Annotated in this window: 23 protein-coding genes, 1 tRNA gene and 1 pseudogene; 6 read left to right on the top strand and 19 right to left on the bottom strand. The window is 70.9% G+C overall.

Annotation, left to right across the window (positions count from 1 at the left end):
* Nucleotides 1-5: 5 nt before the first annotated feature.
* From ACN28G_RS01215 to ACN28G_RS01200, 4 genes are read right to left on the bottom strand one after another with little or no spacing between them, the layout of a single operon-like run.
* On the bottom strand, nt 6-1805 hold the full coding sequence (locus ACN28G_RS01215) for an alpha-amylase family glycosyl hydrolase (RefSeq protein WP_421478187.1): 1800 nt from the start codon (nt 1803-1805) through the stop codon (nt 6-8).
* Nucleotides 1802-2656, bottom strand: a complete 855-nt coding sequence (locus ACN28G_RS01210) for a sugar ABC transporter permease (RefSeq protein ID WP_421478186.1) — start codon at nt 2654-2656, stop codon at nt 1802-1804. Before ACN28G_RS01210 ends, ACN28G_RS01215 begins: the two co-directional genes overlap by 4 nt.
* Complete coding sequence (locus ACN28G_RS01205; RefSeq protein WP_421478185.1) at nt 2653-4293, bottom strand: ABC transporter permease subunit; 1641 nt, start codon at nt 4291-4293, stop codon at nt 2653-2655. The genes ACN28G_RS01210 and ACN28G_RS01205 overlap by 4 nt, the downstream gene beginning before the upstream one ends.
* Nucleotides 4293-5546, bottom strand: a complete 1254-nt coding sequence (locus ACN28G_RS01200; RefSeq protein ID WP_091434594.1) for a sugar ABC transporter substrate-binding protein — start codon at nt 5544-5546, stop codon at nt 4293-4295. The genes ACN28G_RS01205 and ACN28G_RS01200 overlap by 1 nt, the downstream gene beginning before the upstream one ends.
* 196 nt (nt 5547-5742) lie before the next feature.
* Here ACN28G_RS01200 and ACN28G_RS01195 point away from each other — a divergent pair, with 196 nt between their 5' ends.
* Nucleotides 5743-6822 (top strand): LacI family DNA-binding transcriptional regulator, encoded by a 1080-nt coding sequence (locus ACN28G_RS01195; protein WP_268239623.1) that lies wholly within the window; start codon nt 5743-5745, stop codon nt 6820-6822.
* A 148-nt stretch (nt 6823-6970) separates the two neighbouring features.
* Nucleotides 6971-8635: a glycoside hydrolase family 13 protein gene (locus ACN28G_RS01190; RefSeq protein WP_421478184.1), complete on the top strand. Its 1665-nt coding sequence runs from the start codon at nt 6971-6973 to the stop codon at nt 8633-8635.
* 223 nt (nt 8636-8858) lie between these two features.
* Here ACN28G_RS01190 and ACN28G_RS01185 read toward each other — a convergent pair whose 3' ends face one another.
* The 4 genes and pseudogenes from ACN28G_RS01185 to trpS form a co-directional block, all read right to left on the bottom strand.
* Nucleotides 8859-9299: a hypothetical protein gene (locus tag ACN28G_RS01185; protein ID WP_421478183.1), complete on the bottom strand. Its 441-nt coding sequence runs from the start codon at nt 9297-9299 to the stop codon at nt 8859-8861.
* Nucleotides 9300-9754: 455 nt separating this feature from the next.
* A pseudogene (locus ACN28G_RS01180) lies at nt 9755-10666 on the bottom strand (YihY/virulence factor BrkB family protein); the annotation flags it as partial.
* Between the two features lie 90 nt (nt 10667-10756).
* A complete protein-coding gene (locus ACN28G_RS01175; RefSeq protein ID WP_175440449.1) occupies nt 10757-11308 on the bottom strand; it encodes a 2'-5' RNA ligase family protein in 552 nt (183 codons plus the stop codon).
* A 70-nt stretch (nt 11309-11378) separates the two neighbouring features.
* A complete protein-coding gene (trpS, locus tag ACN28G_RS01170; RefSeq protein ID WP_091434585.1) occupies nt 11379-12404 on the bottom strand; it encodes a tryptophan--tRNA ligase in 1026 nt (341 codons plus the stop codon).
* Between the two features lie 191 nt (nt 12405-12595).
* Here trpS and galE point away from each other — a divergent pair, with 191 nt between their 5' ends.
* From galE to ACN28G_RS01155, 3 genes are all read left to right on the top strand, one after another.
* Entirely contained in the window at nt 12596-13528 is a 933-nt protein-coding gene (gene galE / locus ACN28G_RS01165; RefSeq protein WP_421480838.1) for a UDP-glucose 4-epimerase GalE, read from the top strand.
* A gap of 98 nt (nt 13529-13626) precedes the next feature.
* Complete coding sequence (galK, locus tag ACN28G_RS01160; RefSeq protein WP_175440732.1) at nt 13627-14790, top strand: galactokinase; 1164 nt, start codon at nt 13627-13629, stop codon at nt 14788-14790.
* 48 nt (nt 14791-14838) lie between these two features.
* Nucleotides 14839-16551: a hypothetical protein gene (locus tag ACN28G_RS01155; RefSeq protein ID WP_091434577.1), complete on the top strand. Its 1713-nt coding sequence runs from the start codon at nt 14839-14841 to the stop codon at nt 16549-16551.
* A 51-nt stretch (nt 16552-16602) separates the two neighbouring features.
* Here ACN28G_RS01155 and ACN28G_RS01150 read toward each other — a convergent pair whose 3' ends face one another.
* The 10 genes from ACN28G_RS01150 to ACN28G_RS01105 form a co-directional block, all read right to left on the bottom strand.
* Complete coding sequence (locus tag ACN28G_RS01150; RefSeq protein ID WP_421480837.1) at nt 16603-17847, bottom strand: sulfate adenylyltransferase subunit 1; 1245 nt, start codon at nt 17845-17847, stop codon at nt 16603-16605.
* Between the two features lie 89 nt (nt 17848-17936).
* The gene (gene cysD, locus ACN28G_RS01145) at nt 17937-18848 is read right to left on the bottom strand and encodes a sulfate adenylyltransferase subunit CysD (protein WP_421478182.1); all 912 of its coding nucleotides are present in this window, start codon (nt 18846-18848) and stop codon (nt 17937-17939) included.
* 70 nt (nt 18849-18918) lie between these two features.
* Nucleotides 18919-19728, bottom strand: coding sequence for an inositol monophosphatase family protein (locus ACN28G_RS01140; protein ID WP_421478181.1), 810 nt, complete (start codon nt 19726-19728; stop codon nt 18919-18921).
* Between the two features lie 119 nt (nt 19729-19847).
* Nucleotides 19848-20438 carry an aminoacyl-tRNA hydrolase gene (pth, locus tag ACN28G_RS01135; RefSeq protein ID WP_091434571.1) on the bottom strand — a complete coding sequence of 197 codons (591 nt, stop codon included), beginning with the start codon at nt 20436-20438 and terminating at the stop codon, nt 19848-19850.
* Between the two features lie 97 nt (nt 20439-20535).
* A complete protein-coding gene (locus tag ACN28G_RS01130) occupies nt 20536-21216 on the bottom strand; it encodes a 50S ribosomal protein L25/general stress protein Ctc (RefSeq protein WP_091434569.1) in 681 nt (226 codons plus the stop codon).
* Nucleotides 21217-21526: 310 nt separating this feature from the next.
* Nucleotides 21527-22507, bottom strand: a complete 981-nt coding sequence (locus tag ACN28G_RS01125) for a ribose-phosphate diphosphokinase (RefSeq protein ID WP_421478180.1) — start codon at nt 22505-22507, stop codon at nt 21527-21529.
* Nucleotides 22508-22639: 132 nt separating this feature from the next.
* On the bottom strand, nt 22640-24073 hold the full coding sequence (gene glmU, locus ACN28G_RS01120) for a bifunctional UDP-N-acetylglucosamine diphosphorylase/glucosamine-1-phosphate N-acetyltransferase GlmU (RefSeq protein WP_421480836.1): 1434 nt from the start codon (nt 24071-24073) through the stop codon (nt 22640-22642).
* A 161-nt stretch (nt 24074-24234) separates the two neighbouring features.
* A tRNA-Gln gene (locus ACN28G_RS01115) sits at nt 24235-24306 on the bottom strand.
* Nucleotides 24307-24336: 30 nt separating this feature from the next.
* Entirely contained in the window at nt 24337-24585 is a 249-nt protein-coding gene (locus ACN28G_RS01110; RefSeq protein ID WP_421478179.1) for a hypothetical protein, read from the bottom strand.
* A 32-nt stretch (nt 24586-24617) separates the two neighbouring features.
* Nucleotides 24618-25184, bottom strand: a complete 567-nt coding sequence (locus ACN28G_RS01105) for a helix-turn-helix domain-containing protein (RefSeq protein ID WP_421478178.1) — start codon at nt 25182-25184, stop codon at nt 24618-24620.
* 138 nt (nt 25185-25322) lie between these two features.
* Between ACN28G_RS01105 and ACN28G_RS01100 the strand changes: the two genes are divergently transcribed.
* Entirely contained in the window at nt 25323-25994 is a 672-nt protein-coding gene (locus tag ACN28G_RS01100) for a TetR/AcrR family transcriptional regulator (RefSeq protein ID WP_091445933.1), read from the top strand.
* Nucleotides 25995-26061: 67 nt separating this feature from the next.
* On the opposite strand, the gene ACN28G_RS01095 is transcribed toward ACN28G_RS01100, so the two are convergent.
* A complete protein-coding gene (locus tag ACN28G_RS01095; RefSeq protein ID WP_421478177.1) occupies nt 26062-26538 on the bottom strand; it encodes a DUF4383 domain-containing protein in 477 nt (158 codons plus the stop codon).
* Nucleotides 26539-26610 lie beyond the last annotated feature (72 nt).

The following is a 26610-nucleotide window of genomic DNA, read 5'->3' as shown; positions in this document are numbered from 1 at the left end:
CAGTGTCAGCCGAGTCGCCAGACCTGGAACGTGGGGCCGTCGGCGGGCAGCACGAGCGCGCCGGTGGCGTCCGGACGCAGGTCCGGTGCGCCGCCGTACCGGTTGGTGGCGGCCGGCAGCCCGACCAGCCGGACCGGCCGCCCGGCCGCCCGACGGGCCAGCACCAGCACCGACCCGGCCGGCGACTCCCGCAGGAAGACCAGGGTGTCCGCGTCGGCGTACACCCGGCGCAGGCCACCGTGGCGCAGCGCCGGCTCGTCGCGCCGCAACGCCAACAGCGACCGGTACGCCGCGAACGTGCCCTGGTCGACGTCCTGCGGCCGGTGCCAGGGCATCGGGGTACGCGATCCCTCGCCGTTGCCGCCGGTCAACCCCCACTCGTCCCCGGCGAAGACCATCGGCGTACCGGGCATGGTGGCCAGCAGTCCGGCGGCGACCTCGTGGCGGGCGGCGTCGCCGACCACGGTCCGGATCCGGGCCGAGTCGTGCGAGGAGAGCAGCTGCCAGGAGTGGGTGTAGGCCCGCCACGACACCAGCGACCGGAAGACGTCCATGGTGGCCAGCATCTCCGGCGCGGACCGCCGCACGACCCCGCCCGGGGTGCCCAGGAAGTTCGGCACCGGCTCGTCGCCGTGCTTGAGCCAGGACCAGACCGGGTCGGTGAAGCCTACGTAGTTCATGGTGCCCTGCCACCCGTCGGCGTCCAGGTCACCGGTGTGGTCGTGGCCGTGTTCGCCGACCACCAGCGCGTCCGGTCGGGTCTCGGCGACGGTCCGGCGCAGCAGGGCGGCCACCTCGTGGGTGTACGCGTCCCGCCCCCGCCGGCCGGTCATGTTGGCCACGTCGACCCGCCACCCGTCCAGCCCGTACGGCGGGCGCAGCCAGCGGCGCAGCAGCGAGTCGTCGGCGGTGGCGAACCGGCGGCGCAGTTCGGCGCTGCCCCAGTTCAGCTTGGGCAGCGACCGGACCCCGTTCCAGGACTCGTAGTCACCGGCGGCGTCGAAGTAGTACAGCTCGCGTTCGGCGGCGGACCCGTCGCGTGCCGAGGTGAACCACTCGTGCGCGTCCCCGGTGTGGTTGCTGGTGATGTCGCCGATCAGCCGCCAACCCCGGGCGTGCACCGCCGCGGCGAGCCGGGCCAGCGCCGCGTCCCCGCCGAGCAGCGGGTCGACGTGGTCGAAGCTGGCCGCGTCGTACCGGTGGTTGGAGCGGGCCGGGAAGACCGGGGTGAGGTAGACGGTGTTCACCCCGAGCCGGTCCAGGTGGTCCAGGCGTTCGGTGATCCCGTCCAGGTCACCGCCGTAGAACTGGCGGGGCGTCTGCGGGCCGTACCCGACGACCGGGGTGTCCCAGTCGCAGCCGATCGCCCAGTCCGGGACGGTCCGGGTGTCGGCGGCGGCGGACCTGGCGAACCGGTCCGGGAAGATCTGGTACACCACGGCGTCGCGCACCCAGGCCGGCGGCGGGTCGTACGCCACCAGCCGGAAGTCCCCGGCGTCCGGCACGTCGTGGTCGTGCACCCCGGCGGCGTCGAGCCACCGGCGGGTGCCCCGGCCGCTGAGCAGGAATCGGTACCTGCTGACCGGGTTGCGGACCGGTACCTCCGCCCGGTACCAGAGTTCGTCGCCGGTACGCCGGTCGAGGACCGCCTCGGCGAACTTCGGCTCCCCGTCCGGGGTCGTCCGCACGTGCACGGTGCGCACGTCGTCGTCGGCGGGGACCCGGACGAAGACGCTCACGGTGTCACCGAGGGCCGGGGCCTGCTCCGGTACGTACAGCGCGGACCCGTCGTGGTGCGGCCTCATCCCTTCACCGCCCCGGAGGTCAGCCCGGAGACGATGTAGCGCTGGAGGAACTGGAAGACCAGCACGGTGGGGATCGCGGTGAGCAGGGTGGCCACCGCGAAGATGCCGAAGTTGTTGTTGCGCTCGTTGCCCTGCAACATCCCGTACATGCCGACGGCCAGGGTCTTCGAGTCGGTGCTGGTGAGGAAGACGTTCGCCATCAGGAACTCGTTGATCGTGCTGATGAAGGCGAGCAGGCCGGTGACCGCCAGGATCGGGGCCACCAACGGCAGCATGATCCGGAAGAAGACCTGGGCGTGGGTGGCCCCGTCCATGGTGGCCGACTCGTCCAGTTCCCTCGGCAGGGTGTCGAAGAAGCCCTTCATCAGCCAGGTGTTCACCCCGAGCGCGCCACCGAGGTAGAGCAGCAGCAGCCCCCACGGGGTGTTGAAGCCGATGGCGGGCCAGAGGTCGGTGATCGTGCCGAAGATCAGGAAGATCGCCACGATCGCCAGGAACTGCGGGAACATCTGGATCAGCAGCAGCGCGAGCATCCCCACCCGCCGCCCGGCGAAGCGCATCCGGCTGAAGGCGTACGCGGCCAGCGAGGAGAGGAAGACCGAGGCGAACGAGGCGAGCCCGGCGATCAGCAGCGAGTTGACGAACCACCTGCCGAACGCGGTGCGCTCGAACAGCTCGCCGACGTTTGCCAGCGAGAGCCCGTCGGTGGGTACCAGCGTGGTGGAGGAGAGGGTGCCCTGCGGGTTGAGCGCGGCGGAGAAGACGAACAGGATCGGGAAGAGACTGAACCCCACCGCGAGTACGCCTACCAGGTGCCGCCAGCCGACCCGGGTGAACCAGCGCGTGGTCATGCGTACACCTCTTCCTGCTTGCGGGTGCGGCGGAAGCTCACCGCGGCGACCACCGCCACGATGGTGAAGATGAACAGCGAGATCGCCGCCGCGAACCCGAACTCCGCGCCCTGCGCGCCGAACGCCAACCGGTAGGTGTAGGTGATCAGCAGGTCGGTGGCGCCGTTCGTCGGGTTGTCCGCCGGGAAGGGCGCACCCTCGGTGGTCAGGTAGATCGCGTTGAAGTTGTTGAAGTTGAACGCGAACGACGCGATCAGCAGCGGGGAGAGCGCGACCAGCAGCAGCGGCAGGGTGACCGCCCGGAACGACTGCCAGGGTGAGGCCCCGTCCACGCTGGTCGCCTCGGTCAGCTCGCGCGGGATCGCCTGCAACGCGCCGGTGGCCACCAGGAACATGTACGGGTAGCCGAGCCAGAGCTGCACCAGGATCACCGCGAACCGGGCGGTCCACTCGCCGCCGAACCAGTCCACGCCCAGCCCGAAGACGTTGTTGATCAGGCCGAAGTCGGTGTTGAACATGTCCCGCCAGATCAGCAGCATCGCGAACGACGGCATGGCGTACGGCAGGATCAGCAGCACCCGGTACAGGTTGGTGCCCCGCATCCGGGGCGAGTGCAGCGCCAACGCGATGAACATGCCGAGCAGGAAGGTGCCCCCCGTCGAGCCGACGGCGAAGGCGAAGTTCCAGACCAGCGTGCCGAAGAACGGGCCGGAGATGGCCGGGTCGGTGAGCACCCGGGTGAAGTTGCGCAGCCCGACGCCCACCTGCCAGCCCTGGGCCAGCCGTTCACCGTCGGCGGCGACGAAGGAGCCGAGTTCGGCGTCGGCGGGGTAGACCCGCCCGGTCTCGGTGTCGCGGACGCAGTCGCAGTCGGCGTCGTACGCCCGGACCGCCGTGCCCTGGTAGGCGCGGGACAGGCCGGAGGAGCGCAGCGCGCCCCCGGCGGTCGGCACCACGAGGTCGGTGATCTCCTGGCTGCGGAGGCTTGCCTGCCCGACGTTGAGGACCGTGTAGCCCCGCGCTTCGGTGACCCGCCCGCCCGCGGCGACGGTGACCTCGGCCGGGTCGAGTGGCCGCAGTCCGTCGCCGTCGCCGGCCGAGACGGCACCGGTGGCCGGGTCGGTGACCAGGAAGACCAGGGGCCCGCCGGCCGGGTCGCCGGTGGTGGCGATGGTCAGGGCGTACTCGGTGGAGCCGGGCACCTGCCGCACCGAGGCGGTCTGGATGGCCACGATCGCCTCGTCCTTGCTGCCCCGGTGGCCGTCGCCGAAGTTGGTGAAGGACGTGCTGGCCGTGTACAGCACCGGGAGCACCTGGAAGGCGATCAGGAAGAGCGTCCCGGGGACCAGGTACTTCGCCGGTACGTGCCGGCGTCCCAGGTAGAGGTAGCCCAGGCCGGCGGTGGTGGCCACCAGCAGTGCCAACCCGACCCACGCCCCGGCGGCCACCAGCGGGAAGGCCGCCCAGACCGCGATCCCGGCGGTGAGGCCGAGCAGGATCACCTTGACCGCGAGGCCGGCCGGGGTGATCGGCGCGTCGTGACGCGCGGTACGACGCCCTGGGGTGGGCCGGGAGCCGGCGGGCTCCCGGCCCGGGGTCGTCGACGTGGACCCCGGGCCGGACAGCGACGTGCGCATTACTTGATCGAACCGGTGATCGTCTTGCCGGCGGCGGTGATCGTCTTCTCCGGGTCGGCCCCGCCGATGATCGCCGCCTCGGCCTTGCCGAACGGATCCCAGATCGCCGCCATCGCCGGGATCGCCGGCAGCACCTGGCCGTTGCGGCCGGCCTCGGTGAACTTGGCCAGGTCCGGGTCGGCGCCCTTGACCTGGTCGAGGGCGGCGGTCAGCGCCGGCGGGCGCGGCTCGGCCTCGTACAGGGCGACGGCCAGTTCCGGCTTGGTGGTGTAGTTGGCCACGAACTCCTGGGCCAGCGCCTTGTTCTTGCCCTTGGCCGCGACGTAGAACGCCTGGACCCCGACGAACGGCTGCGCCTCCTTGCCGCCGGCGAAGCCGGGGAAGGCGGAGATGTCGTACGCGAGGTTGGCCTTCTTGACGTCGGTCGTGGCCCACGGGCCGGACGCCAGGTAGGCGCACTTCTTGCTGGTGAAGGTGGCGATCGAGTTGGTGTCGGCGATGGAGCGCTTGAGCGCACCCGCGCCCTTCTCGCCGAGCGCGGCGATCTTCTTGAACGCCTCGACCGACCCCGGCTTGCCCACCCCGACGTCGGTCGGGTCGTAGTCGCCGTTGGCGGCGGTGCCGAAGAGGTAGCCGCCGCCGGAGGTGTACAGCGGGTAGATGTGGTACGCGTCGCCGTTCTGCCCGACCTGGAGGCAGAGGATCTCGCTCACCTTCTTCTCCGCCTTCAGCTTCCTGCCGGTGGCCACCAGTTCCTCGATGGTCTTCGGCGCCTGCGGGGCCAGCTCGGTGTTGCGGATGAGCGCCAGGTTCTCCTGCGCGTACGGCACGCCGTAGAGCTGGCCGTTGAAGGTGACCGCCTTGATCGCGGTCTCGTTGAAGGCACCGCGCTGGTCGGCGGCGAGCTGCACCGGCTCGATCGCGCCGTTCTGCACCAGGTTGCCGATCCAGTCGTGCGCGCCGACCACCACGTCCGGGCCGCTGCCCTGCTGGGCGGCGGTGACGAAGTTGGTCTGCAGGTCCTTGGAGACGGCCTGCACCTCGACGGTGACCCCGTTCTCCTGGCCGAACTTCTCGGCGAACGGCTTGAGGGCGGCGGTCCGCTTGTCGTCGGCCCAGATCACCAGCTTGCCGCTGGTGGCCGGGGTGGACCCGGTGGCGGCCGGCTCGTCGTTGCCGTCGGCGCCGCCACAGCCGGACGCGGCGAGCGCCAGGCCGAGGGCGGCGACCACACCCGCGGTACGGATGCGCATCGGTACTCCTGTCGTCATGGCGAGCCGCCGGGACGGGCGACTCGCCAGTGGAAAGCTGGAAGTTTCTTGCCAACCGGCGCGCGATGTCCTGCGCCGCTGCTCTCGCGTGTTGCCGGGACGTTAGCAAGACGTTGCATGGAATGGAAGGTCTTGCAGAGCAGTCCGCAAGAAGTTGTCGGTGGGCTACAGTGCGGCCATGCGCGCTCGACTGTCCGACATCGCCCAACAGGCTGACGTCAGCGAGGCCACGGTGTCGCGGGTGCTCAACGACCGACCCGGCGTGGCCGCGGAGACCCGACAGGCCGTCCTGACCGCCCTCGACGTCCTCGGCTACGAGCGCCCGGCCCGCCTGCGCAAACGCAGCGCCGGCCTGGTCGGACTGGTCGTCCCGGAGCTGGACAACCCGATCTTCCCCGCCTTCGCCCAGGTGATCGAGTCGACGCTGGCGCAGAGCGGGTTCACCCCGGTGCTCTGCACCCAGACCCCGGGCGGGGTCACCGAGGACGAGTACGTCGAGATGCTGCTGGACCGCCAGGTCTCCGGCATCGTCTTCGTCTCCGGTCGGCACGCCGACACCTCCGCCGACCACGACCGCTACCGGACGCTGATCGCCCGGCCGTTGCCGGTCGTCATGATCAACGGGTACGTCCCGGACATCGCCGCGCCCTTCGTCTCCTGCGACGACCGGGAGGCCACCGAGCTGGCCGTGGCCCACCTGGTCGCCCTCGGGCACCGGCGGATCGGCCTGGTCACCGGCCCGGACCGGTTCGTGCCGGTACGCCGCCGGGTGGCCGGCTACCGGGCCGCGATGACCCGGCTGACCGGAGTGGACGGCACCGAGCTGGACGAGCTGGCCGAGCTGTCGCTGTTCGGGGTGGAGGGCGGCGAGGCCGCCGCCGGCCGCCTGCTGGAGCGCGGGGTCACCGGCATCGTCTGCGGCTCCGACCTGATGGCCCTCGGCGCGATCCGGGCCGCCCGGCAGCGCGGGCTCACCGTCCCCGGCGACCTCTCCGTGGTCGGCTACGACGACTCACCGCTGATGGCGTTCACCGACCCACCGCTGACCACCATGCGCCAGCCGGTGACCCGGATGTCGGTGGCCGCCGTACGGGCCCTGGTCGACGAGATCAACGGCCACGCCGCCCCGCACTCGGAGTACCTGTTCCGCCCGGAGCTGGTGGTCCGGGGCTCCACCGCGGTCGTCGCCCGGGGCGGCCGGCGGCAGCGCCCCACCCCGCCGGCTGCCCCCTCGTCCGCGCTCGCCGCGACCGCCTGACCGTCGAACTACCGCGTTCCTTGCGCAAGAGCTGCTTGACTCTTGCAGTCCTCTGCCGGCATTCTGCTGGACACCAGCACCGCACCATCCACCATCCGCGCCGCTGCGGGTGCCGCCGTCCCGCGTCACGAAACGGGGTCCGACACCGATGACCGCCAGCCCCTCCGCGCCGCTGACCGCCCGCTCCTGCGCGCCGCTGACCGACGACGACTGGTGGCGCGCCGCCGTCGTCTACCAGGTGTACGTCCGCAGCTTCGCCGACAGTGACGGCGACGGCATCGGCGACCTGCCCGGCCTACGCGACCGCCTGCCGTACCTGCGCGACCTGGGCGTCGACGCGCTCTGGCTGACCCCCTTCTACACCTCGCCGATGATCGACGGCGGGTACGACGTCGCCGACTACCGGGACGTCGACCCGAGCTTCGGCACCCTCGCCGACTTCGACCACATGATCGCCGAGGCGCACGCCCTGGGGCTGCGGATCATCGTCGACCTGGTGCCGAACCACACCTCCAGCGCGCACCCGTGGTTCACCGCCGCGCTCGCCGCCGCCCCCGGTTCGGCCGAACGCGCCCGCTACCTCTTCGCCGAGGGCCGGGGCGAGCACGGTGAGCTGCCGCCGAACGACTGGGAGAGCATCTTCGGCGGGCCGGCCTGGACCCGGGTCGCCGACGGCCAGTGGTACCTGCACCTGTTCGACCCGGCCCAGCCGGACCTCAACTGGCGGCACCCCGAGGTACGCGCCGAGTTCGAGGACATCCTGCGGTTCTGGCTCGACCGGGGCGTGGACGGGTTCCGGATCGACGTGGCCCACGGCATGATCAAGGCCGAGGGGCTGCCGGACGTCGGCTTCAGCACCATGACCACCGGTCGCCGCCAGTCCGAACTCCTCGGCAAGGGCCGACTGCCCTACTTCGACCAGGACGAGGTACACGAGATCTACCGGGCCTGGCGGCCGATCCTGGACAGCTACCCGGGCGGCCGGATGGCGGTGGCCGAGGCGTGGGCCGAGACCCCGCAACGCCTGGCCCGCTACATCGGCCCCGACGAGCTGCACCAGGCCTTCAGTTTCGACTTCCTGGACGCCACCTGGTCGGCCGACTCGTTCCGCAAGGTGATCGACACGGCGCTGGCCGAGGCGACCATCGTCGGCGCGCCGACCACCTGGGTGCTCTCCAACCACGACAAGCAACGGCACGTCACCCGGTACGGCGACGGCGAGATCGGACTGCGTCGGGCACGGGCGGCCAGCCTGCTGATGCTCGCCCTGCCCGGCTGCGCCTACCTCTACCAGGGTGAGGAACTGGGCCTGCCGGAGGTGCTCGACCTCCCCGACGAACTGCGCCAGGACCCGTCCTTCCGCCGTACCGGGGAGAGCCGCGACGGCTGCCGGGTACCCATCCCGTTCAGCGGCGAACTGGCCCCGTACGGCTTCGGTCCAGCCGGCAGCGAGCTGAGCTGGCTGCCGGCCCCGGCCACCTGGCGGGCCCTGTCGGTGGCCGCCCAGACCGGCGTACCCGGCTCCACCCTGGAGCTGTACCGCACCGCGCTGCGGATCCGACGCGAACACCCGGCGCTGGCCGCCGACGGCGGCGCGGTGACCTGGCTGGAGACCGGCCCCGGCGTGCTGGCCTTCCGCCGCGCCGCCGACGACACCGAACTGACCTGCGTGGTCAACCTCAGCGGGGCACCGGTGACCGTCGACGGCTACGGCCAGCCGATCGCCGCCAGCGCACCCCTCACCGAACAGTCCCCCGGTCACCTGCTGCCGATCGACGCGGCGGCATGGTTCGACCGGCGCCCAGCGGGGTAACAGACTCCGCATCCCGGTCGTTCGGGCGAGACGACCGGCCGTGAACCCCTTGTGGTGGGGGGTGTGGTGGAAGCGGTGCCCGGGCCAAGGGGGGCCCGGGCACCGCTCCGTCTGTAAGGAAGGGCCCCCTGTTAACGCATTCGGTAGAGAGGGGAACCCCTCTCACCCCGGTGCCAGGGCTGGCGGCGCTTCGGCGGGGCAGCGGCGGCGGGCGGCGGGGGTGTCAGGAGCTCTTGCCGGTGAGCATGGTGGCGATGCGGGTGAAGCCGGCACGTAGCTCGGCCTCGGTGGGGGCGGTGAGCGGCTCGGCGTGGCGTTCGGCCTCGGTGCGCTCCTGCTCCTCGTCGACGGTCTCCTCGTAGTCGCCGTACAGGTCGACCTCTTCGAGCTGGGCCGCCTCGGACTCGGCGGTGGCCTGCGCGGCGGCGATCTCGTCACGGATCTCGTCGGCGGAGACCGCCGGCAGCAGGGGCTCGACCACCGCCATCAGCTGCTCCTCGGCGACCACCGCCTCGGCCAGGGCCAACGCGTGCGGTCGCTCGTACGGCCCGCAGACCACCGGCTCCCACTCGTCGGCGTCGCTGAGCGGCCCGAAGGTGATGATCCACGGTAGGCCGAGGATCGGCGAGTCCTCCGGCAGGTCCAACGTCACGAGTGCGCCCACCGGCTCATGATGGGCCGGAAACGTGAGGGGCCGTACGGCATTTGCCCGAATTGTCAGGAAGTCGCGTGATCATTCGCCCCATGATCCACTCAGTTTCCTGGATGTCGGGGTATTCGGACGCCCCGAGAGCCCCTACATCCAGGAAACTGCGTCGATCTTGCTGGGGGAGCCCGGCCGGCCGCAGGTCAACCTGCCCCACCTGGGGTGCCGGGATCGGTCTCCCCGTCGAGGTCCCGGTCCTGCGGAGCCTGGGCACAGGCCCAGCCCGGAACCGAGGACGGGACCGGGACCGAAGCGGGGACCGGGACCGAACCGGGAACCGGGACCGAACCCGAGGCCGAGCCCGGGACCGAGCCCGAGGCCGGGGACAGCGCGGAGCCCGAGCCCGAGCCCGAGGCCGAGCCCGAACCCGGGACCGAGCCCGGGGACAGCGCGGAGCCCGAGGCCGAGCCCGAACCCGGGGACGGCGGCGGGGGTGGGGGTGGGGGTGGGGGTGGGGCGGGGGCCTCGGCGAGGTCCACCACCCGGCCGCGTCGGCTGGTGGCGGCCAGCGCGGCCCCGAAGAGCACCAACTGGTTGAGCAGGTAGAGGTAGAGCAGCAGCCCGACGGCACCGGCGACCACCGTGTACGCCGGGTTCCGCTCGGTGCGTACCACGTAGAACCGGCCGACGGTGTTGAGCAGGGTGATCCCGACTGCCACGAAGAGCACCACCGGACGTAGCCGGTTCCGGCTCATCCGCAGCCGGGGCACGGCGACCAGCAACGCGGTGGCCAGGACGGCGTTGACCACCACGCTGAGTACCGCGCTGATCGTGGTCAGGCCGAGCGAGCCGGTGCTGCGCAGCAGGAACCGCAGCAGCGACTCCAGCGCGTCGACGGCGGCCACCGAGACGCCGAGCAGCAGGAAGATGCCGATCAGCACCACGAGATCGACCAGCCGGCGGATCACCAGGTTGCCGGGCTGTTGGTTGAGCCGGTACAGCAGGCGTTGCGAGGAGCGGATCGCCTCGATCCAGCCGATGCCGGTGAAGACCAGGATGACCAGGCCGATCACGCCGACGGTACCGCTGCTCTGGGCGATCTGCGCGGGGTCGAGGAACGGCAGGTTCTCCCCGAGGAAATCCGCCGCCGCCTCGCTGACGTCGTCGTTGTCCTCCAGGATCGCGCCGAAGACCGAGTACGCGACCAGCGCCAACGCGAACACGGCGAAGAAACCGTAGTACGCGATGGCCGCCGCGAGCCGTCCGCCGAGCATCTCGGCGTACAGCTCCCCGGCCCGCCAGAAGTGGTCGAAGGCCGAGGACCTTCGGCGTACGGCGGTCAGCCGGCGGTCGATGCCGGCGGTCAGCCGACCCATCACGTCCACGGTGTCATCCTTGCCGATCTCCGCCCTCCTGCGGTCACCGACCGGCAGGCCCAGCCGCTCCACGCCGGCGATCCGCCGATCGGCGGCCCGTCAGCCGCCCAGCGGAAAGTCCCGGCGTGGTTGCCACCGCGCCTGGCCGCTGTGCGAGAAGAGGGTGAACGAGTCGACCTCGAACATCGCCGAGAAGTCGGCCAGGTCCTCGTACGCCTGGTCCAGGGCCTCCGGCGCGACGTCCTGGGCGACGGTGACGTGCGGATGGTACGGAAAGCGGGCCTCGCGGTGCAGTTCGCTCGCCGAGCCGATCGCGGCGGCCAGCAGCTCGCACTCGCTGATCCCGGCGGCCACCGCGACGAAGACCACCTGGGTGACCGGGCGGAACGTGCCGGTGCCCCGCAGGTGCAGGGTGAACGGCAGGTGGGCGGCGGCGACCGAGGACAGGTGCGACTCGACGGCCGGCAGCGCGGTCACCGGTATCTCGGTCGGGCCGAGCAGCGTGACGTGGGCCGGGATGTCGGCCGCCTGCGGGTCGCCGGCTTCGGCCCGGCGTCGGGTGAGCAGGGCACCCCAGGGCTCCGGGATGTCCACCGCGACCCCGATCTGGATCGTGTCGCCCACCTCGACCGAGCCGTTCCTGTGCTCCACGCCCCGCGCCACCCCTTTGTGCCCCGAACCGTCCACCTACCGAACCGCCTACCGTCCGCGTCCCGGGGCGCTACCGGCTGCGTACCGGCGGGAAGAAGCCGACCCGCTCGTAGGCCGCACGGTTGGTCGGCTCGGCGACCGCGCGGGCCTTCTCCGCCCCGGCGGCGAGCAGCTTGTCCAGCTGCGCGGGGTCGTCGAGGTACCCGTTGGTACGTTGCTGGATCGGCCTGACGAAGTCGGTCACCACCTCGGCCAGGTCCTTCTTCAGGTCACCGTAGCCCTTGCCGGCGTACGCCCCGACCAGCTCGTCGATGCCGCGCCCGGTGAGCGCGGAGTAGATGGTGAGCAGGTTGGCGATGCCCGGCTTGGCCTCGGCGTCGAAGATGATCTCCCGGCCGGTGTCGGTGACCGCCGAGCGGATCTTCTTGGCCGAACGGGCCGGATCCTCCAGCAGGTCGATGATGCCCCCGGGTGCCGAGGCGGACTTGCTCATCTTGGCCCGCGGCTCCTGCAGGTCGGTGATCTTCGCGGTGTCCTTGACGATGTGCGCCGCCGGGACCACGAAGGTCTTGCCGAAGGTGTTGTTGAACCGCTGGGCCAGGTCGCGGCTCAGCTCCAGGTGCTGGCGCTGGTCCTCGCCGACCGGCACCGCGTCGGCCTGGTAGAGCAGGATGTCGGCGGCCTGCAGGACCGGGTACGTGAAGAGGCCGACGCTGGCCCGGTCGCTGCCCTGCTTCTGCGACTTGTCCTTGAACTGGGTCATCCGGCTGGCCTCGCCGAACCCGGTGATGCAGCCCAGGATCCAGGCCAGCTGCGCGTGCTCGGGCACCTGGGACTGGACGAAGAGGGTGCTGCGCTCCGGGTCGATCCCGACGGCGAGCAGCTGGGCGGCGGCCTTGCGGGTGCGCTGGTGCAGCACCTTCGGGTCGTGTCCGGCGGTGATCGCGTGCTGGTCGACCACGCAGTAGAACGCGTCGTGGGTATCCTGCAGGGCCACCCAGTGCCAGACCGCGCCCAGGTAGTTGCCGAGGTGGAAGGAGTCGGCGGTCGGCTGGATACCGGAGAAGACGCGGGGACGGGCGACAGCTTCGGACATGGCGGTAATTCTGTCAGCAACCCCCGGGGTACGTCATGACGGGCCGGCGGTAAGCCGGGGAGCCCCGCTGGGCGGTACGTGGTAGACACCGGAGGACGCGAACGCGCCGCAGCGGCGGCGAAGGCAGGAGGAAGTACGTGAAACTGCTCGTCACCGGCGGCGCCGGCTACATCGGCAGCGTGGTGACCCGGATGCTGCTCGACGCCGGTCACCAGGTGGTCGTCCTGGACGACCTGCGTACCGGGCACCGGGCCGCGCTCGCCCCGGAGGCCACCCACGTCGAGGCGTCCATCCACGACGCCGCCCGGGTGCTCACCCCGGACGCCGGCTTCGACGGGGTCCTGCACTTCGCCGCGCTGATCGCCGCCGGCGAGTCGATGGTCCGGCCGGAGCTGTACTGGCAGAACAACACCGTCGGCTCGCTCGCCCTGCTCGACGCGGTCCGGGCCGCCCGGGTCCCCCGACTGGTCTTCTCCTCCACCGCCGCCGTCTACGGCAACCCGGTCGAGCTGCCGATCCCGGAGACCGCCGTCAAGGCCCCCACCAACACGTACGGGGCCACCAAGCTCGCCGTCGACATGGCGCTGACCTCGGAGGCGGTCGGGCACGGGCTGGCCGCCGTCTCGCTGCGCTACTTCAACGTCGTCGGCGCCCACCTGACCGGCGACGTGGCCCTCGGCGAGCGGCACGACCCGGAGACGCACCTGATCCCGATCGCCCTGGAGGTCGCGGCCGGGCGACGGGAGAAGCTCCAACTCTTCGGCGACGACTACCCGACCGTCGACGGCACCTGCGTGCGCGACTACATCCACGTCGCCGACCTGGCCCGCGCCCACCTGCTCGCCCTCGACGCGGCCACCGCCGGCCGGCACCGGATCTACAACCTGGGCAACGGCAGTGGCTTCAGCAACCGGCAGGTGGTCGAGGTGGTCCGCGAGGTCACCGGCCGGCCGGTGCCGGTGGAGATGGCCCCCCGCCGCGACGGTGACCCGGCCGAGCTGGTCGCCTCGTCGGCCCTGGCCCGCACCGAGTTGGGCTGGGTGCCGCAGAAGCCGACCCTGCACGACATGGTCGCCGACGCCTGGACCTTCTACCAGGCACACCACCCGGTCCAGCCGTCGTGACCACCGAGGACACCGCCGGGCAGCGGTCGGCCGCAGTGACCACCGGGAACGCCGTCCAGCCCGTCGGGCGGCAGACCGCCGCCGAGTTCGCCGGGCAGCTGTCCGCGGGGGACGTCGCGGAGCGGGCCGAGGCGGCCTTCCGGTCCGGGTACGGCGAGCCGCCCGCCGGCCGCTGGGCGGCACCCGGACGGGTCAACCTGATCGGCGAGCACACCGACTACAACGACGGTTACGTCCTGCCCTTCGCCCTGCCCCTGCGTACCGTGGTCGCCGCCGCGCCGCAGGAGGGGCAGCGCTGGACGGTCCGGTCGGAGCTGGCCGACGAGCCGGTAACCTTCACCGCCGACGACGTGGCCGGGCCGGGCCGGGTCACCGGCTGGGCGGCGTACGTCGCCGGGGTGGTCTGGGCTCTCCGGGAGGCCGGGCATGCCGTCCCCGGTGCCCGCCTGACGATCGCCTCGGAGGTCCCGCTCGGTGCCGGGCTCTCCTCCTCGGCCGCCCTGGAGGCGGCGGTGCTGGCCGCCCTGGTCGACCTGGGTGGGCTGGACCTGCCGGTGCAGGAGCAGCCCCGGCTGGCCCAGCGGGCGGAGAACGCCTACGTGGGTGCCCCCACCGGGATCATGGACCAGTCGGCGGTGCTCCGCTGCCGGGCCGGGCACGCCCTCTTCCTGGACTGCCGTACCGAGCAGGTCGAGCAGATCCCGTTCGACCTGGCCGCCGCCGGCCTGGCCCTGCTGGTGGTGGACAGCCGGGCCCCGCACCGGCACGCCGACGGAGAGTACGCCGCCCGCCGGGCCTCCTGTGAGCGGGCCGCCGGACTGCTGGGGGTACCCGCCCTGCGCGAGGTGGGGGTCGCCGACCTGCCCGGGGCCCTGGACCGGCTACCGGACCCGCGGGACCGGCGACGGCTGCGGCACGTGGTCACCGAAAACCAGCGGGTGCTGGACACCGTGGCCCTGCTGCGGGCGGGCCGGATCCGCGAGATCGGCCCCCTGCTGACCGCCTCCCACCACTCGATGCGGGACGACTTCGAGATCACCGTGCCGGAGGTGGACACCGCCGTGGAGGCGGCCTTGGCCGCCGGGGCCCTGGGGGCCCGGATGACGGGGGGCGGGTTCGGGGGCTGCGTCTTGGCCCTGGTGGAGTCCGACTCGGCTGGTGCGGTGGCCGAGGCGGTCCGTGCTGCCTACGCCCGACGGGGCTTCCCCGCGCCCACCTGGTTCACCGCCCTCCCCGCCGCCGGCGCCACCCCCCTCCTGTGATCAGGCAGCCCCCTCGCATCCCGCGACGACGGAAGGCGTGTCCGCCCTATGGCCTACCCGGATCCGAACTACGACTACTACGACTGGGATGCGGATCAGTTCTCCTACGCGACCCCACCCCTGAACCCTGCCACCCCCGACTTCTCGTTCGACGAACCCTTTCCCACCGCCGACCAGGGCCACCTCGTGCCCGACCTCGGCGACCCCATGTCGTACGAGTACACCCAGCCGGACGGGGAGATCGGCGCCCCGGCCGACTGGATGGAGACGACCGGCGGCGACCTGGACAACTTCGGCAACCCGGGCCACGAGGGCGCATTCGGCGACCTCGAACCCCCGTTCCGGTCGGGCACCCCCCTGCCCTACCAGATCAACCGGTACTCCCCGTCACAGTTCCTTCCGGCGGAGTCGGTGGTCTCGCCGGGGTTCGGGGTCCCCACCAGCCCACCCCGGCCGCTGCCCCGATCTCCCTCCCCGCAACTCCCTGCCACCATGCCCGCGGTCGCCCGACTCACGTCGCCGGTGCCGGCAGGGCGGGCGGGACCGAGCCACCGGGAAGTTGCCCGCCGGACACCGGCCAGCGCGCCCATCCCGGGCGAGGCGGGGAACCGGGCTCCCGGAAATTCCGAGGAGTACACCCTCCGCGAGGTCGTCGATTTCATTCGGAAAACAGGTGCCCCATCCATCCGGTCGGAGCACCTCAAAAGCGAACACGTTCGACTCTTCGAGCAGCACAAGGGCCTACCTGTCGGCCAACTTAGACTTCCTGCCCGCAGAAGGTACGACGCGAAACTGGCACTCAGATCGACTTATCAGCCGATCATGCCGGGAGGCGAGCAGTCCTCTCAGGACTCAGAACACTTCACCTACGGCGATGTCGTTGATTTCTTACGCTCTAAAGGCATTATGGTCATAGATGTGAACCAAATCAAACTTGAGCATCTGAGAATGTTCGAGAAAGCGAGAGGACTTCCTCCCAACGAGCTTCAGCTCCCCGATTCTCCGAAGAGAAGAAACACCCGATTGGAGCGCCGCCACCTACCCGACCTCGGCGACCCCGCGTCGGTCGCCACGGCCGCGATCGCCCGACTCAGTCCGCAGCAGCCAGCAGGGGCCACCTCCGGAACCCACTCCCCGCACGTGGAGGCGGGAAACCATCCAACCCAGGCCCCTCGGGACTACTACCTCGACGAGGTGGTGAAATTCGTGAGAAGCACGAGGAAGGGCAGCTTCTATCGCAACACCGTGGGGGCCAGTCATCTCAAAAGATTCGCCGAAGAGAAGGGGATCCAGGGGACCCTGTCCATCCCACTAGGCGCAAGAGGGCCTACTACCAAACTGATACTAACCCCTCGCGGTGAACCTGCCCCCCAGCCCGCCAAGCTGGCCAAGCCGATCGATTACACACCCCAGTCGGAGGGTGTGTTCGATCCCAACGTGCACACCTACGGCGCCGTCGCTCGGTTCATGTACCGCATCCGAGGAACCCACAGGCTCCCGACGTTGGAAGATGTCAGCTTGTATGCGCAGGCCGAAGGGTTGGACCCCGAGAGGCTGAAGCATGATTGGACAGCAAAATCCACAGATCCCCTCATCTACCTCCCACCCAACAGCCCGCAGGACCGGCCCCAGAACACCGCACAGGCTACCTCCGCAGCCCTCCGCGAACCCTCAGCCGAGGCCGTTCCCTCTTCCTCCCGGACCCTGCCCCCCATCGACCGGCACGGCAAGCGTCCGGCCGGCAAGGGCCACCGCAAGTAGACTGCCGCACTCCCCCTGACGGGGAGTGCGGCAGCTGTGCCCGGCCTCGGGTCAGACGATCATGCCGGCGGCGACGGTGCGGTTGGTGGACTCGTCGATGATGATGAACCCGCCGGTGGTGCGGTTACGGCGGTACTCGTCGGCCAGCAGCGGGACGGTGGTGCGCAGCCGGACCCGGCCGATGTCGTTGAGTTTCAGCTCGGTGGCCGCCTCGTCCCGGTGCAGGGTGTTGATGTCCAGGCGGTAGTTCAACGCCCGGATGATGGTGCGGGCGGTGCGGGTGGTGTGCTTGATGGCGTACTTCCCGCCCACCCGCAGGGGCTGGCTCTCGTCCATCCAGCAGAGCATCGCGTCGATGTCCTGGGTGGCCGCCGGGGCGTTGTTGGGGCGGCAGATCATGTCCCCCCGGGAGATGTCGATCTCGTCGGCCAGGCGGACGGTCACCGACATCGGGGGGTACGCCTCCTCGACCGGCCCGTCGGCGGTCTCCACCGAGCTGATCTTCGAGGTGAACCCGGAGGGGAGGACCATCACCTCATCACCGGGCTTGAGCACGCCGGAGGCGATCTGCCCGGCGTAGCCCCGGTAGTCGGTGACGGTGGTCGACTGCGGACGGATCACGTACTGCACCGGGAAGCGGACGTCGACGAGGTTGCGGTCCGAGGCGATGTGCACGTGTTCCAGGTGGTGCAGCAGGGCCGGGCCCTCGTACCAGGGCATCGCCGCCGACCGGGTGACGATGTTGTCGCCCTTCAACGCCGAAACCGGGATGATGGTCAGGTCGGTGATGTCGAGTTTCGCGGCGAACGCGGTGAACTCGTCGGCGATCGTGTCGAACACGGCCTGGTCGTAGTCGACCAGGTCCATTTTGTTCACACACAACACCAGGTGCGGCACCCGCAGCAGGGAGCACAGGAACGCGTGCCGCCGCGACTGCTCGACCAGGCCCTTGCGGGCGTCCACCAGGATCAACGCGAGGTCGGCGGTGGACGCGCCGGTGACCATGTTGCGGGTGTACTGGATGTGCCCCGGGGTGTCGGCGATGATGAACTTCCGCCGCGGCGTCGCGAAATACCGGTACGCCACGTCGATCGTGATGCCCTGCTCCCGCTCCGCCCGCAACCCGTCGGTCAGCAGCGCGAGGTTCGTGTACTCGTCACCCCGCGCCGCCGACACCGCCTCCACGGCTTCCAACTGGTCGGTGAACAGCGACTTCGTGTCGTACAACAACCGGCCGATCAGGGTCGACTTACCGTCGTCGACACTGCCGGCGGTGGCGAACCGCAACAGATCCATCGGCCGCCCGGCCACCCCGGCAGCCGTCGCCTCAGGCCCGACCGTCGCCTCGGGCGCTGCGGCCCCGGAAGACTCCACGTGCACGCTCATCAGAAGTAGCCCTCCCGCTTACGGTCCTCCATCGCGGCCTCACTCACCCGGTCATCACCCCGGGTCGCCCCCCGCTCCGTGATCCGCGTCGCCGCCACCTCCGCGACCACCGCCGCCACATCAGCGGCATCGGAGCGCACCGCCGCCGTACACGAGGCGTCCCCCACCGTCCGGTACCGCACCCGCTCCACGAACGGGACCTCACCGGCACGCGGACGGATGAACTCGTTCACCGCGTACAACATGCCATCCCGCTCGACCACCTCACGATCATGCGCGAAGTAGATCGACGGCAACGGGATCTCCTCCCGACCGATGTAGTGCCACACATCCAACTCGGTCCAGTTCGACAACGGAAACACCCGAATCGACTCACCCGGATGATGCCGACCGTTGTACAACGACCACAACTCCGGCCGCTGGTTCTTCGGATCCCACTGCCCGAACTCATCCCGGAACGAGAACACCCGCTCCTTCGCCCGCGCCTTCTCCTCATCCCGACGCGCCCCACCAAACAACGCGTCGAACCGGTGCTTCTCCACCGCCTCCAACAACACAGGCGTCTGCAACCGGTTCCGCATCCCATCCGCGGACTCCCGCACCAGACCACTGGCCAGGGCCTCCGGCACCGACGCCACCACCAGATGCAGCCCCAACCCCGCCACCCGCGCGTCCCGGTACTCCAGCACCTCGACGAAGTTGTGCCCGGTATCCACGTGCATCACCGGAAACGGCACCGACCCCGGCGCGAACGCCTTCTGCGCCAACCGCAACATCACGATCGAGTCCTTACCACCGGAGAACAACAACACCGGCCGCGCCATCTCCGCCACCACCTCCCGCATCACGAAGATGCTCTCCGCCTCCAGGGCATCGAGATGGGAGACCTGGTAGGCCGCGGGTGAGGTCATGACCCGGCCTCGTTTCGGTGGGTGCCGCTCATGGATTCCAGACCTTTCCGGTCGGACAGGTGAAGAACACTCAGGCTACGGAATGCCTCTGCAACGCTGCAAGCAACCGGTTGGCCAGATCCTTGCGGCAGACCAGCAGGTCAGGCAGGCGAGGATCCGTCCCGTTGTATTTCAGCGCAGATCCGTCGATCCGGGAAGCGTGCAGCCCGGTGGCCGTCGCCACAGCCACCGGCGCGGCCGAGTCCCACTCGTACTGGCCACCCGCATGGATGTACGCGTCCACCTCACCGGTCACCACCGCCGCGATCTTCGCCCCCGCCGACCCCATCGGCACCAACTCCGCCCCCACGTCGGCCGCCAGCTCCGTCAGGAAGGCCGGCGGCCGACTCCGACTCGCCGCCAACCGGATGGTCCGTTCACCGGCCCCGGTCGCCGCCGCCAGCGTCATCGGCGGGTACGGCGGCGGTTGGTCGGTGGCCAGGACCCGGTGCTGCGCGGGCAGCCCCACCGCGGCGGCGACCAGACCGTGCGAGGTCGGGGCGTCGCGCGCCCAGAGCGCCACGTGCACCGCCCAGTCCGACCGACCCGCCTCGGAGAACTCCCGGGTACCGTCCAACGGATCGATGATCCACACCCGCTCGGCGGTCAACCGGCCGGCCGGATCGACCCCGCCCACCTGCCGGGAGTCCGCGTCCTCCTCGGAGAGCACCGCGTCCGCCGGCCGCCACTTCGCCAGCTCGGCGCGGATCAGCTCGTGCGAGGTCTTGTCCCCGGCCGCCTTCAACGCGCCCGCGTCGGCGAAGCCCAGCTCGGCGCGTACCTCGATCAGGGCCTGGCCGGCGCGGTCCGCCAGCCACCGGGCGAACGCACCGTCGATCATCGGAGGACTGCCCACAACCCGCTCCCGTCGACCCGGCACGACCCCGGTCGCGCCGACGAAACGTCAAAGGCCGCAGACTACCGGCCAGCGAGCCGGAAGCCGAGGACGGCCCGTCCGGCTCAACCGCCGTGGTACAGGTTCTGGGTGGGCTCCACGCCCCGGGTGACCACCGACTCGACCACGTCGGCCGCCCGATCGACCAGGAACTCCAGCTCCTTGCGCTCGGCGGCGGAGAAGTCCGACAGTACGTAGTCCGCCGGGTCCTGCCGGCCCGGCGGGCGGCCGATGCCGAAGCGCACCCGTACGTAGTCCTTGGTCCCCAGCGACTTCGACATCGAGCGCAGGCCGTTGTGCCCGCCCTCGCCGCCGCCGCACTTGATCCGCAGTTGGCCGTAGGCGATGTCCAGTTCGTCGTGCACCGCGACGATCCGCGCCGGCGGCACCTTGAAGAACTGGGCAAGCGCGGCGACCGGCCCGCCGGAGAGGTTCATGTACGTCAGCGGCTTCAGCAGCACCAGCTTCGGGCCGCCGTACCCGAGTCGTCCCTCGGCGACCTCGGCCATCGACCGCCGGTTCCGGCCGAACCGGCCACCCACCCGGGCAGCCAGCAGCTCGGCCACCATGAACCCGACGTTGTGCCGGTTGGCCGCGTACTGGGGACCCGGGTTGCCCAGGCCGACCACCAGCCACGGACCCGCCTCGTCGGTCACTCGTGCCCCTTCCGATACGCCGACAGGCGCCCCCGGAGCCGGGGACGCCTGTCGCACGATGAGATCCAGCCGGTCGGCCGGTGTTGCGCGAGACCGATCAGGCCTCGGCGCGCGCCTCGGCCGGCTGCTCGCCCTCGGTCGCCTCGGCCTGCTCGTCCTCGGCGGCCTCGGTAGCCTCGGTCTCCTCGGCGGCCACCTCGGCCTCGGGCAGCGTCGCCTCAAGCTGCTCGGCGGTCGGCGCGGCGGTGACCGTGGCGACGGTCTGCTCGGCGTCGCCGGCCAGCTCGACCCCGGAGGGCAGCTCGACGTCGCCGGCGGTGACCTGGCTGCCGGCCTCCAGGCCCGCGATCGAGACCTCAAGGTGGTCGGGCACCTTGGTGGCGTCGGCGATCACCGAGAGGGTGGCGTGGTCGTGCACGATCAGGGTCTCCTTGGCCGCCTCGCCGGTCAGCTGCACCGGGACCTCGACGGTGACCTTCTCGCCCCGCCGGACCAGCAGCAGGTCGACGTGCTCGAAGGTGTCCCGGATCGGGTCGCGCTGGATCGCCTTCGGTAGCGCCAGCACCTGCGTGCCGTCGCTGACGTCGATTGCGAAGAGCTGGTTGGCGCCACCGCGCCGGATCGCCGCGGCGAACTCCAGCGCCGGCAGCGCAATGTGCTTGGGCTTCTCGCCGTGGCCGTACAGCACGGCTGGCACCTTGCCGGCCCGGCGGGTACGACGGGCACCACCCTTGCCGAACTCGGTACGGGGCTCGGCGCTGATCTTTACCTCGGACACGGGGAAACTCCTGATGCTTTCGCTGCGGCGGCTTGTCGACTGGCGGTGCTGGGCGAGGGGCTCGCAGGGGCTCAATGGATCGACTGCCCGGAGCACCGCGTCGATGACGGTGCCTCCGTGCGGCGCTCTCATCAGCGGCCCGCCGGGCACCCTCGCCGTGGCAACCGCACTAGTCTACCCGAGCGCCTTCCAGGCCCGACGGCAGTACCCCCGGCAGGCCCGACACCTCCGGCGCGGACCTGGCACCCCCCGGCAGGCCCGACACCTCCGGCGCGGACCTGGCACCCCCGTCAGGCCCGGTAGGCGCGCCTCAGCTGAGGCCGCCGAAGAGGGTGGTCACCGAACCGTCGTCGAAGACCTCCCGGATCGCCCGGGCCAGCAGCGGCGCGATCGACAGCACGGTGAGCTTGTCGAGCTGCGCGTCCGGCGGCAGCGGCAGGGTGTTCGTCACCACCACCTCGCTGATCGGGCTCTTGGCCAACCGCTCGGTCGCCGGGTCCGACAGCAGGGCGTGGGTGGACGCCACGATCACGTCGGCGGCACCGGAGTCCTTGAGGATGTCCGCCGCCTTGCAGATCGTGCCGCCAGTGTCGATCATGTCGTCGACGATCAGGCAGACCCGGCCCTCGACCTCGCCGACCACCCGGTTCGCCACCACCTGGTTGGGCTTGAGCGGGTCGCGGGTCTTGTGGATGAAGGCCAGCGGGCAGCCGCCGAGCCGGTCGGTCCAGCGCTCGGCCACCCGGACCCGCCCGGAGTCCGGCGCCACCACGGTCATCGGCCGGCCGGCGAACTTACGCTCCACGTACTCGGCCAGGATGTCCATGGCGAAGAGGTGGTCCACCGGGCCGTCGAAGAAGCCCTGGATCTGCGCGGTGTGCAGGTCCACGGTGAGGATCCGGTTCGCCCCCGCGGTCTTGAGCAGGTCCGCGATCAACCGGGCCGAGATCGGCTCCCGGCCGCGGTGCTTCTTGTCCTGCCGGGAGTACGGGTAGAAGGGCAGGACGACGGTGATCCGCTTGGCCGAACCACGCTTCAGCGCGTCGACCATGATCAGGGTCTCCATGACCCAGGTGTTGACCCCGTGCGTGACGGACTGCACCACGAAGGCGTCCGAACCACGCACCGAGTCCTTGAACCGTACGAAGATCTCGCCGTTGGCGAAGTCGTACGCGTCGGCGGGGGTCGGCGCGACGCCGAGCACCTCGCCGATCTCCCTGGCGAGCTCCGGGAAACCACGTCCGGAGAAAAGCATCAGGCTCTTGCGGTTTTCGGCGACGATGCTGCCCATGGCCCGTCTGCTCCCGTTGGTCGGTGTGCCCGGCGGTGGGTTGGCCGAGACTTCTTCGGTTGCAGTATCTACCCCGTCGGCCGCCAGACCCACCGGCTGGCCGCCCCCGTGGATTCGCTCACCTTCGCTTGCCTACCGGGCGTCGCCCGGCGCATCCTCGACCGTTTGACCTTCATCGACGGAAATCGACTCCCCGCCCGCAGCGGCAGCGCGTTCGGCGGCAGCGGCCGAGGCGGTGCCCGGCCGCTTCCGGGCCACCCAGCCCTCGATGCTGCGTTGCGGTGCCCGGGTCACCCCCAGCGCCCCCGGCGGCACGTCCTGGCTGATCGCGCTCCCCGCCGCCACGTACGCCCCGGCGCCCACCTCGACCGGGGCGATCAGGCTGGTGTCGCAGCCCACGAAGGCCGCCTCCCCCACCGTGGTCCGGTGCTTGTTCACCCCGTCGTAGTTCACGAAGATCGTCGCCGCGCCGATGTTGGCCTTCGCCCCGATCGTCGCGTCCCCCACGTACGACAGGTGCGGCACCTTCGCGCCCACGCCCAGCTCGGAGTTCTTGACCTCGACGAAGGTGCCGACCTTGGACCGTTCGGCAAGTCTCGCCGCCGGCCGCAGGTAGGCGTACGGCCCGACGCTGGCCCCCGGGCCCACCTCGGCCTGCACGGCGTGGCTGCGCAACACGCTGGCCCCCGCGCCGACGACGGTGTCGATCAGCGTCACGTCCGGGCCGACCACCGCCTCGGCACCGACCACGCTGCCGCCGCGCAGCTGAGTGTTCTGGTCGATGACCGCGTCCCGGTCCACCGCGACGGTCACGTCGATCCAGGTGGTCGCCGGGTCCAGGATGCTGACCCCGGTACGCATCCAGCCCTCGTTGACCCGGTCGCGCAGCAGCCGGCGCAGCGCCGCCAGCTCGACCCGGTCGTTGCAGCCGAGCGTCTCGGTGTGGTCGACGGCCACGTGCACGGCCACCGGCTCACCGGTGGAGACGAGCAGGGCGAAGACGTCGGTCAGGTACTCCTCGCCCTGGTCGTTGTCGGTGGAGAGCTTGCCCAGCGCGTCGCGCAGCCGGAGCGCGTCGAAGGCGTAGATGCCGGCGTTGATCTCCCGTACCGCCCGCTGCTCGGCGGTGGCGTCACGCTCCTCGACGATGCGTTCCAGCCGGCCGGCGGCGTCCCGCACGATCCGGCCCAGACCGGTCGGGTCGGGCACCTCGGCGGCGAGCACGGTCGCCGCCGCGCCCGCGCCCTCGTGCGCCTCGACCAGCGCGGCGACCGTCTCGGGACGGAGTAGGGGTACGTCGCCGTTGATGACCACCACGGTGCCGGCCGCGTCCGCGACCGCGTCCAGGGCGATCCGGACCGCGTGGCCGGTGCCGAGCTGCTCGGCCTGGAGCACCGCGTCGGCCTGGGGGGCCACCTCCGTCAGGTGCGCCCGGACCTGGTCGGCGCCGTGGCCCACCACGACCACGGTACGGTCCGCGGCCAGCGGCTCGGCGGCGGTCAGCACGTGCCCGAGCAGAGTCCGGCCGAGCAGCGGGTGCAGGACCTTGGGCAGCGCCGACTTCATCCGCTTGCCCTCACCGGCGGCGAGCACGACGACGGTGCGGAGGAGGGGCTGGGGCACGACAGGGCTCCCGTCGGTACGGCGGACAGTCTCGCCGCCACTCTAACCACCGGCGACAGCCCCGCCAGCCGACCTGTCGACTTATACCAACTGTCCGATATGAGCTGGGATGCCTGGATTCGAACCAGGAGCTCAAGGCTCCAAAGGCCTGCGGGTTGCCGTTACCCCACATCCCATCGGAAGTCAAGCCATGCACTCCCCTGCAACTACCGAGATGCACCACCGGAAATCCGGAACAGCCTGGCGATCATACCCTCAACCCGCCAGTAGAGCTCACTGCTGTTCGGCACGGTGATCACCAGACAGCCGTGATAGGTCCCGCCGACATTGCGACGAACCGTCTTCGGGTTGTGTTTCTTGAGGGTGGGGCGCTGGAACCTGCCGATGGGCAGGTCGAGGCGAGCGGCCCACCACCTGGCTGCCACCTCGGCGTCCGCCGACTCGTGAATGCTCACCCCGATATGCCGGTGTGGTCCGCGCGACGCCGTCAGGCAGCCAGGAACGCCAGGAAGATCGACAGTAGCCCTGGATCGGTGTTGACGAACTGGAGGCGGTCGTCGCGCCGCCACGGCTTGGACTTCGTCCCCTCACACCAGTAGATCGCGGCACCCAGCAGCAACAGGTCTCGTTCGCTGAGCACACCCACCACCTCGGCCGCCCGCTCCCGCACGTCGACCCGGGCAGCTTCCCGGTCCTTCTCGTACCGCGCCCACCGGGCCTCGTTCATCTGGTGGGCGTGGGCCCGACGTCGCTCGGCTGCAGGGCCGTCAAGCGGTAGCGGAATGTGCGCCACCCAGGTGTGGGCGGTGGACTTGCTGACGCCCAGGTGAGTTGCGATCTCGGGGACCGTCCGCCCCTCGGCCCGCAGCGCCTCCGCCTCAGCGCGCAGGTCGTCCCGAGCGTTGGGCCGGCGGGTCCAGTCCGGCGGTGGGACGCCGCGCAGCAGCTCGTGCACCCGGTTGCGGCCGAGGCCGGTCCGGGCGCGGATCTGCGGGACGGAGAGCTGCTCCTCGGAGCGGAGCCGGCGGACCTCGGCGGCGACGTCATCGACCATGGTCGACACGCTAGGCGGCCGGTACGACGTTTCCCGGCCCGGCACAGCCGGCCGGAAGGCGACGACGGTCCCGACGGATCCGGCGGCACCTGGCAGGATTGCCGGGTGGTAGACCGAGACGGGCACGGCACCAAGGGCATTCCGGAACCCGACGAGAGCGGCACGCGACGACGACGAGCTGCGGTGGGGGGCACCTCCCGGGTACGGATGTCGGCCGCCCAACGCCGGGAACAACTGATCTCGATCGGTCGCCAACTGTTCGCCGAGCGCGGCTTCGACGCGACCTCGATAGAGGAGGTCGCCGCCCGCGCCAAGGTCTCCAAGCCGGTGGTCTACGAGCACTTCGGCGGCAAGGAGGGGCTCTACGCGGTGGTCGTGGACCGGGAGGTCCGGGCGCTGCTCGACCGGATCACCACCGCGCTGACCGCCGGGCACCCCCGCGAGCTGCTGGAACAGGCGGCCCTCGCGTTGCTGGCCTACATCGAGGAGGAGACCAGCGGCTTCCGGGTACTCGTCCGGGACGCCCCGCTGATGTCCGCGACCGGCAACTTCAGCAGCGTGATGAACGACGTCGCACACCAGGTCGAACACATCCTGGGTACGGCGTTCTCCCACCGGGGGTACGACCCGAAGCTGGCCGAGCTCTACTCGCAGGCGCTGGTCGGCATGGTCGCGCTGACCGGGCGCTGGTGGCTGGAGGCGCGCCAGCCGGGCAAGGAGACGGTCGCCGCCCACCTGGTGAACCTGGCCTGGAACGGCCTGTCGCACCTGGAGGCCACCCCCGGCCTGATCACCCCCCGGGACCACTGAGCCCCGGCCTGACGCGGGCCGGGCGTCGACCGGGCGCGGGGTGGGCGTGGACCGGGCCCGGGGTGGGTCAGCGGGAGCCGGTGTCGGCGACCGGGTGGTTGCGGCTGTGCCGCAGGGCCTCGGCGTGCTCCTCCGGGCCGATCTTGTCGTACAGGCCGGTGGCGAGCAGCAGCAGCCCGAACAGCAGCGAGACGACGACCGTGGACATCGAGAAGTTGAGGATGTTCGCCTCGGTCTGCAGCACCGACATCATCGCCAGTCCGGTGACCATGAAGACCGCCCCGGCGGTCAGGTTCATGTAGTGCCCGAGGTTGCCGCGGCGGGAGGCCCCGACCAGCAGGACGATACCGAAGAGCACCGAGACCAGCGAGAAGGCGAGGTTGGTGCGCAACCCGAGCACCCAGATCGAGCCCCGGTCGAACAACGGCTCCCCCCAGGTCACCACGACCCCCCAGCAGCCGAAGACCAGGATGTAGAGCCCGACCAGGCCGGCGAAGACCCGGTAGAGCGGGCGGGCCGGGTGGTTCACCGGGAAGTGCGCCATGACGTGACCTCCGCGACGGGTGACGATTCGAGCGAATTGTCACCCGTCGCGTCCGGCGGCGTCCGGCGAACC

This window comes from Micromonospora sp. WMMA1923 (assembly GCF_049179195.1).
In the GTDB taxonomy this organism is placed as follows: Bacteria; Actinomycetota; Actinomycetes; order Mycobacteriales; family Micromonosporaceae; genus Micromonospora; species Micromonospora yangpuensis.
Note: the sequence above shows the minus strand (reverse complement) of the source record. Positions and strands in the feature narration are given on the sequence as shown.